The sequence below is a fragment of the Massilia sp. CFBP9026 genome, from assembly GCF_034045165.1.
Taxonomy (GTDB): domain Bacteria; phylum Pseudomonadota; class Gammaproteobacteria; order Burkholderiales; family Burkholderiaceae_D; genus Telluria; species Telluria arenae.
In genome coordinates this window covers 1-7,908 of sequence record NZ_JAXCWH010000021.1, presented here as the reverse complement: position 1 = coordinate 7,908, position 7,908 = coordinate 1, and the positions used below count along the sequence as shown (strand labels likewise).

At 63.7% G+C, this 7,908-nt stretch carries 5 protein-coding genes and 2 rRNA genes; all 7 read left to right on the top strand.

Annotation, left to right across the window (positions count from 1 at the left end; translation table 11 throughout):
- Positions 1 to 164 (top strand): 23S ribosomal RNA (locus SOM28_RS26240); the annotation flags it as partial.
- Between the two features lie 120 nt (positions 165 to 284).
- Positions 285 to 397: ribosomal RNA gene (gene rrf / locus SOM28_RS26235) — 5S ribosomal RNA — on the top strand.
- Positions 398 to 498: 101 nt separating this feature from the next.
- Positions 499 to 1,140, top strand: a complete 642-nt coding sequence (locus tag SOM28_RS26230; protein WP_320469959.1) for a DJ-1/PfpI family protein — start codon at positions 499 to 501, stop codon at positions 1,138 to 1,140.
- Positions 1,141 to 1,146: 6 nt separating this feature from the next.
- On the top strand, positions 1,147 to 2,601 hold the full coding sequence (locus SOM28_RS26225) for a DUF3375 domain-containing protein (RefSeq protein ID WP_320469958.1): 1,455 nt from the start codon (positions 1,147 to 1,149) through the stop codon (positions 2,599 to 2,601).
- Positions 2,598 to 3,194 carry a DUF4194 domain-containing protein gene (locus SOM28_RS26220; protein WP_320469957.1) on the top strand — a complete coding sequence of 199 codons (597 nt, stop codon included), beginning with the start codon at positions 2,598 to 2,600 and terminating at the stop codon, positions 3,192 to 3,194. Before SOM28_RS26225 ends, SOM28_RS26220 begins: the two co-directional genes overlap by 4 nt.
- Positions 3,191 to 6,559, top strand: coding sequence for an ATP-binding protein (locus SOM28_RS26215; protein ID WP_320469956.1), 3,369 nt, complete (start codon positions 3,191 to 3,193; stop codon positions 6,557 to 6,559). The genes SOM28_RS26220 and SOM28_RS26215 overlap by 4 nt, the downstream gene beginning before the upstream one ends.
- Positions 6,556 to 7,758: a DUF3322 domain-containing protein gene (locus SOM28_RS26210; protein WP_320469955.1), complete on the top strand. Its 1,203-nt coding sequence runs from the start codon at positions 6,556 to 6,558 to the stop codon at positions 7,756 to 7,758. Before SOM28_RS26215 ends, SOM28_RS26210 begins: the two co-directional genes overlap by 4 nt.
- Positions 7,759 to 7,908: the final 150 nt, after the last annotated feature.

Sequence of the window (7,908 nt, the reverse complement as noted above, 5' to 3'; positions counted from 1 at the left end):
AACCGCTGAAAGCATCTAAGCGGGAAACTTGCCTTGAGATGAGATTTCCCGGAGCCTTGAGCTCCTTGAAGGGTCGTTCGAGACCAGGACGTTGATAGGCTGGGTGTGGAAGTGCAGTAATGCATTAAGCTAACCAGTACTAATTGCCCGTAAGGCTTGTCCCTATAACCTTGGTAGTCAAGGTTGTGACGAGTACAACTGCTTGAATACAAGCTACAACCCAACATTACTTCTTCCAGATTCAGAGCATGCGCGCACCGTCGCGACTGCTCGTACAAGTTATGCCTGATGACCATAGCAAGTCGGTCCCACCCCTTCCCATCCCGAACAGGACCGTGAAACGACTTTGCGCCGATGATAGTGCTGCAACCAGTGTGAAAGTAGGTTATCGTCAGGCTAGTTATATGAAAAACCCCACCAGGTGATCCTGGTGGGGTTTTTTGCTTTGGACACGCGTAAAATCCCAAGGTCACAGTATTTTCTTATCTAGGAATAGCGATGAAGGTCTATCTGGTTGTGGTCGATACGCTCGCGGATTGGGAAATCGGCTACCTAACCGCAGAACTGCACAGCCGTCGGTTTTTCGCAGACCCATCAAAAGACTTCCAGTTGCTCAAGGCAGGCATTCATGGTGACCCGGTAACGAGCATGGGCGGCGTGATCCACACGCCAGACCTGGCAATCAATGACATCCAGATGGGCGACAACGACCTGCTCTTGCTGCCAGGCGCGGACATCTGGCAGTCTGCACAAGCACGACCAGCCCTCGAACTGGCACGCAACGCGCTCGACCACGGCCACCAGGTCGCTGCCATTTGCGGCGCGACCGTCGGCCTGGGCAGCATCGGCGCACTGAACACACGGCGCCACACGTCCAACGATCTCGGATTTCTGAAAGCGTCCTGCCCCGACTATCGCGGCGAACATATGTACCGCAAGGAGCCCGCCGTGCGCGGCGACAACCTGGTCACGGCGACCGGCCTGGCGCCGCTCGAATTCTCGTACGAGGTGCTCAAGATGCTCAAGGTCTGGAAACCCGAAACCGCCAAGGCCTGGTATCGCCTGCACAAGACCCGCCAGGAGCGCTGGTACCATGAGTTGGTCGCTTCGATGTCGGATACGCCGGCCGTGTCGTCGTAAACTGCGATGGATTACCAGCAGCTTCTCGCCCAGCGCCGTGCGCACCCATCCTGGCGGCTCCTCGCAGCCGACCATGCGCCGATGATCGCCAGCTTCCTGCACCGCAGCTTCGTCGCGCCGAATGTACGCACGATCGCCCGCCAGCAGCTGGTGTCGCAGCTGGACGATCACCTGTACCAACTCCATGAGCTGACTGGCGAGCAGGCGTTTCCCAAGCCTGCGGCGAGCTATCTCGATGACTGGGCGTCCGACGACCGCGGCTGGCTGCGCAAATACTATCCACCAGGCGAAGATGAGCCACATTACGATCTGACTTCGCCCGCCGAGCAGGCGCTGGAATGGTTGCAGGGCCTGGGCCAACGCGCTTTCATCGGAACCGAATCGCGGTTGATGACCGTGTTCGACTTGCTCAAGCAGATCGCCGACGGCACCGAGCTCAATCCCCGTGCGCGCATCGCCGAACTCCAGAAACGCAAGGCGGACATCGATGCCGAGATCGCACAGATCAAGGAGGGCCATCTGGCCTTGATGGAGCCGACCCAGGTGCGCGAACGCTTTTTGCAGATGGCGGCCACCGCGCGCGAACTGCTGTCCGATTTCCGCGCGCTCGACCAGAACTTCCGTACGCTCGACCGCAGCGTGCGCGAAAGGATCGCCACCTGGGACGGCGGCAAGGGCGAACTGCTGCAGCAAATCTTCGGCTGGCGCGACCTGATCACCGAATCGGACGAAGGCAAGAGCTTCCGCGCTTTCTGGGACTTGCTGATGTCGCCGTCACGCCAGGATGAACTGGGCAAGCTGCTGGAACAGGTGATGGCGCTCGCGCCGATCCGCGAACTCGAACCCGACGGCCGCCTGCGCCGCATCCACTACGACTGGCTGGAAGCCGGCGAGGTCACCCAGCGCACCGTGGCGCGCCTGTCGGAGCAACTGCGCCGTTATCTCGACGACCAGGCCTGGCTCGAGAACCGTCGTATCATGGAGCTGATCCGGCAGGTCGAGCAGAAAGCGCTGTCGCTGCGCGGGCAGGTTTCCGACGTTGCCTTCGCCGACATCGACGACGCAGGGCCGGAGTTTGCCCTGCCCATGGAGCGGGTGCTCTATACGCCGCCATTCAAGGCCGACATCCGCGCGGTGAAAGTCGAGGAGGCCGGCGCGACCACCTTGTCGGACGCGCTGTTCGAACAGGTCTACATCGACCAGGTGCGCCTGGCGTCCAATGTGCGGCGCGCACTGCAGACCCGCAACCAGGTATCGCTGGCGGCGGTCGTGATGGACAACCCGATCGAACAGGGCCTGGCCGAGCTGGCCACATACCTGAAACTGGCGACCCAGGACGTGGCCGCCGTGATCGACGACGAACGCGAGGAATGCATCCGCTGGACCGGCACCGATGGCCGCCAGCGTCAGGCAACGCTGCCGATGGTAATCTTCACACTACGGGAACGAGAGGACGAATGATCGACGACGACCGGCTGGGACAAGTGGTAGTCACCCTGTTCCAGGGCGTGCTGTACCGCGAGAACGCCGAGCCGCAATGGCAAGCATTGCTCGAACTGCAGGCGCGCGTGCGCGACTATTGCGGCGTGATCGGGCTCGAATTGATCCTCGACGAGGCCGAGGGCTATGCCTATCTGCGCCAGCGGGCATCGACGCCCGAGACGCCGGACTTGCCGCGCCTGGTCCAGCGCCGCCAACTAAGCTTCCCGGTCAGCCTGATCCTGGTCCTGCTGCGCAAGAAGCTGGCCGAGTTCGACGCGCTCAGCGCGGAAACCAGGCTGGTCGTCAGCCGCGAGGACATCGTCGACCAGATGCGCCTGTTCCTGCCCGATACCGCCAACGAAGCGCGCCTGCTCGACCGCATGGACACGCATCTGGGCAAGGTCGTCGACCTCGGCTTTTTGCGCCGCCTGCGCGGCCAGGACGGGCAGTTCGAAGTGCGGCGCGTATTGAAGGCCTTCGTCGATGCCCAGTGGCTCGACGATTTCGCCCAGCGGCTGGACGGCTATGCCGGGCACGCCGCGGCGACCGCCGGCAAGGAGGGCGTCGAATGAACGCCGGACCCGATCCCGACCTGGCCATGGTGACCGAGCAGGCCGGGTTCCGCCTGCGCCGCTTCGAAGTGTATAACTGGGGCACCTTCCACGAGCGCGTATGGCGGATGCAGCCGGGCGGCGCCAATATGCTCCTGACCGGCGATATCGGATCTGGCAAGTCGACCCTGGTCGATGCGCTCACGACCTTGCTGGTCCCGTTCAACAAGATCTCGTACAACAAGGCGGCCGGCGCCGAGGCGCGCGAACGTTCGCTGCGCACCTATGTGCTGGGCCACTTCAAGTCCGAGCGCGGCGACACCGGATTGAGCGCCCGTGCAGTCGCCCTGCGCGACCAGCACAGCTATTCGGTGCTGCTCGGCGAGTTCCATAACGAGGGCTACGACGAGACCGTCACGCTCGCGCAGGTATTCTGGTTCAAGGACCCGCGCGGCCAGCCGGAGCGATTCTATGTGGTCGCCGAAACGGCACTGACGATCGCCGATGATTTTTCGGGCTTCGCCGACATCAACCAGCTGCGCAAGCGCCTGCGCGCGCGGTCCGGCATCGCCCTGCACGACAGCTTCCCGGCCTATGGCGCCGATTTCAGGCGCCGCTTCGGCATCGCATCGGAGCAGGCGATGGACCTGTTCAACCAGACGGTGTCGATGAAATCGGTGGGAAACCTGACCGAGTTCGTGCGCGAGCATATGCTCGAGCCGTTCCCGGTGCAGGCGCGCATCGACGAGCTGATTGCGCACTTCGATGACTTGAACCGGGCCCACGAGGCGGTGCTCAAGGCGCGCGCCCAGATCGAGCGCCTGCAGCCTCTGAACGCCGACTGCGACCGCCATGCGGAGCTGGCGACGCAGATGGATGAACTGCGGACCTGCCGCGAAGCCCTGCGGCCCTGGTTCGCGCTGCTCAAGACCGAGCTGCTGGACAAGCGCATCGCCAACCTGGCTGCGGACGAGGAGCGCACTGCCAGCCGCCTGGCCCAGCTGGAGCAGGAGCGGCGCGAACATGCCCGTACGCGCGACGAACTGACCGCCGCCATCTCGGCCAATGGCGGCAATCGGATCGAACAGATCAAGGGCGAGATCGCGCGCGTCGATGCCGCCCGCAGCGAAAAGAACGCGCGCGCGCAGCAGTACGAGCTGATCGCCTCGGCGCTCGGCTTGCCGGCGCCGCACGATGCCGGCACCTTCGATGCCAACCGGGACTCCATTGATACGGGCCAGGCCGCCTGCGTCGCGCAGCGCGACGAGCGCAGCAACCGCCTGACCGAGGCCGGCGTGACGGTGCGCGAGCTGAGAAAGCTGCACGGCGAACTGACCGACGAACTCGAATCGCTGCGCAAGCGCCGTTCCAACATCCCGCGCCAGATGCTGACCTTGCGCGAAGCCTTGTGCGACGCGCTATCGATCGCGCCAGACGCGCTGCCCTTCATCGGCGAGTTGATCCAGGTGCGTGAAGACGAACGTGCCTGGGAAGGGGCGGCCGAGCGCCTGCTGCACGCCTTCGGCCTGTCGCTGCTGGTGCCCGAACAGCATTATGCGCAGGTGGCGGCGTGGGCCGAGCGTACCCACCTTGGCGCGCGCCTGGTGTATTACCGGGTGCGGCCATTGTCCGCGGCCGAGCCGCCATCCCTGCATCCGCATTCGCTGGTGCGCAAGCTGTCGATCCAGCCGGATTCGCCGTTCTATACCTGGATCGAGGGTGAGCTGGCGCGGCGCTTCGACTACGCCTGCTGCGACTCGATGGAACTGTTCCGGCGCGAGCAGCGCGCGATCACCCGCAACGGACAAGTGAAGTCGGGCGGCGAGCGACACGAAAAGGATGACCGGCGCCAGATCGGCGACCGCACCAGCTATGTGCTGGGCTGGTCGAACGAGGCAAAGATCGCAGCGCTGGCCAAGCAGGAGCGCGACCTGTCCACGCGTATCACGGAACATACCAGGCAAATCCTCGAGCTCAAGGCCGAAGCTGCGGAATGGGGCAGGGTGCTCGGTCTCTGGCAGCAGCTGGCGGTGTTCGCCAGCTTCGCGGATCTCGATTGGAAGCCGCTGGTGGCGATGATCGACAGGCTTGAGCGCGAGCAGCAGGAGCTGGCGGCATCGTCCGACCTGCTGCGCACACTGCAGCAGCAGCTGCACGACCTCGGCGGCGTGCAGGCCGGGATCGATGCGCAGCATGCGCAGGCCAATGCCGCGCTGGCGACGCTGGTGGAGAAACTGAGCCAGGCTCGCAGCCTGCTGGGCGAGAGCGAGGCGCTTGCCAGTGCGATCGACGATGCCATGCGCGCAACGACGTTGCCAGCGCTGGAGGCGCTGCGCGAGCAGGCGCTGGGCGAGCACACGCTGACGGTCGAATCGTGCGATAACCGCGAGCGAGATATGCGCGAATTCGTCCAGGCACGCATCGACGCCGACAGCAAACGCATCGCGACCCTGCGCGACAGGATCATCACCGCCATGCAGGACTATGCGACGACCTGGCCGCTGGATGCGCGCGAGGTCGATGTGAGCATCGAGGCGGCGCCCGAATTCCGGCGCATGCTGCAGGTGCTGGAGGCCGACGACCTGCCGCGCTTCGCCGGCAAATTCAAGGATCTGCTCAACGAAAACACGATCCGCGAGATCGCCGGATTTCAGTCGCAGCTCAAGCGTGAACGCGAAACGATCCGCGAGCGGGTCGAGACCATCAACACCTCGCTGCACGCGATTGACTACAACCCGAATCGCTACATCGCCCTGGAGGCGGAGCCGAGCCTGGACGCCGACCTGCGCGACTTCCAGCAAGACCTGCGCAGCTGTACCGAAGGCGCGCTGACCGGGTCGAGCGACGAGGAATACACCGAGGCGAAATTCCTGCAGGTGCGGCGCATCATCGAGCGTTTCAGGGGACGCGAAGGCAGCGCCGAGATGGACCGGCGCTGGACCCGCAAGGTGACCGACGTGCGCAACTGGTTCGTGTTCTCGGCGTCCGAGCGCTGGCGCGAGGACGACAGCGAGCATGAACATTACACCGATGCCGGCGGCAAGTCGGGTGGCCAGAAGGAGAAGCTGGCGTACACCGTGCTGGCCGCCAGCCTGGCCTATCAGTTCGGCCTCGAATGGGGCGCCGTGCGTTCGCGCTCGTTCCGCTTCGTGGTCATCGACGAGGCATTCGGACGGGGCTCCGACGAGTCGGCCCGCTATGGCCTGGAGCTGTTCCGCCGCATGAACCTGCAACTGCTGATCGTGACGCCGCTGCAGAAGATCCACATCATCGAGCCTTACGTGGCGGGCCTGGGATTTGTGCACAGCGAGGAAGGGCGGCAGTCGATGCTGCGCTACCTGAGCATCGAGGAGTACCGCGCCGAGCGTGGTGCGCGGGTCGGATGACCGCGATGCGCAGCGCATGGTCGTCGCCCGGCGACATCGTCGCCAGCGTCCAGCGCCTGTGGGACAGCGGCGCCATCCTGGCCGCACGCCTGGACGGCGGTACCCTGTTTCCGCATAAAGTCCGGCTGCGGCAACCTTCGGTCGCCGCCATGGGAGAGCAGTTCGACCTCGTGCGCGACTGGATCGGCGCCTTGCGCAGCAGCAGCCGTCCCGAACGGGGCGATGGCTATGAACTGGTCTGGCGTGACATCAACCACCGCCAGTTGGGACGCAACCGCATCCCGGTGGCGGCCATCGTGGATTCGGAGGCGTCCGCGCTGCGCATGATCGGCCGAGGCGCGGATGCGCGTCGCTTCGATGAACTGCTTGCCACGACCCTCGAGGCGTTTCCCATCCTTCGCCCATGGCTGGCCAGGCAGCCGCTACGCCTGCTCGAGCACAGGGACGGATGGGAGCGGATCCTGGCCGTACTGCGCTGGTTCGTCACGAACCCGCGTCCGGGCATTTATCTGCGTCAGCTCGATATCCCGGGCGTCGACACGAAGTTCATCGAAGTGCGCAAGGGATTGATTGCCGAATTGCTCGACCAGGTGCTGCCTGCCGAATCGATCGATGCCGGCGCCGTTGGCGCGCGGCAGTTCGAGGCGCGTTATGGCCTGCTGGGCAAACCGGCGCAGATTCGTTTCCGCATGCTCGACCAGCGGCACCATATCGGCGGCTGTTGCGACCTGATGGTGCCTGTGGCGCAGTTCGCTGCATTGCGCACGGGCGTGGACCGTGTCTACATCACGGAGAACGAGGTGAATGCGCTGGCCTTTCCCGATATGGACTCGAGCATGGTGGTATTCGGCGGTGGCTATGGCATCGACCGCCTGGCGCAGGTCGACTGGCTGCGTAGCCGGCGCGTCATGTACTGGGGCGATATCGATACCCATGGCTTTGCGATCCTCGATCGCCTGCGGGCGTCGATCCCCGGCGTGGAATCGCTGCTGATGGATGAGGAGACATTGCAGGCTCACCGCCATGTATGGGGACAGGAGGATGGCGATAAACGTTACCTGGCAGACTTGGTGCGGCTAACCGAGCAGGAGCGGCGGCTATTTGTTCAGTTGCGTGACAATGTGTTTGAGGAACGACTACGGCTCGAACAGGAGCGCATCAGCTATACCTGGGCGGTCGACGCGATTCGACAAAGTTGAAAAACTACCCTTGCGGGGTTGATGGCGCTTTGTTATAGTCTCGCTCCTCGACGCAGACGCCACCTCACGGTAGCGAAAACGAAGAGAAAAAAGAGGTTGACGAAAATCGCGAAACACCTGATAATCTCGCCTCTCTGCTGCTGATGAACA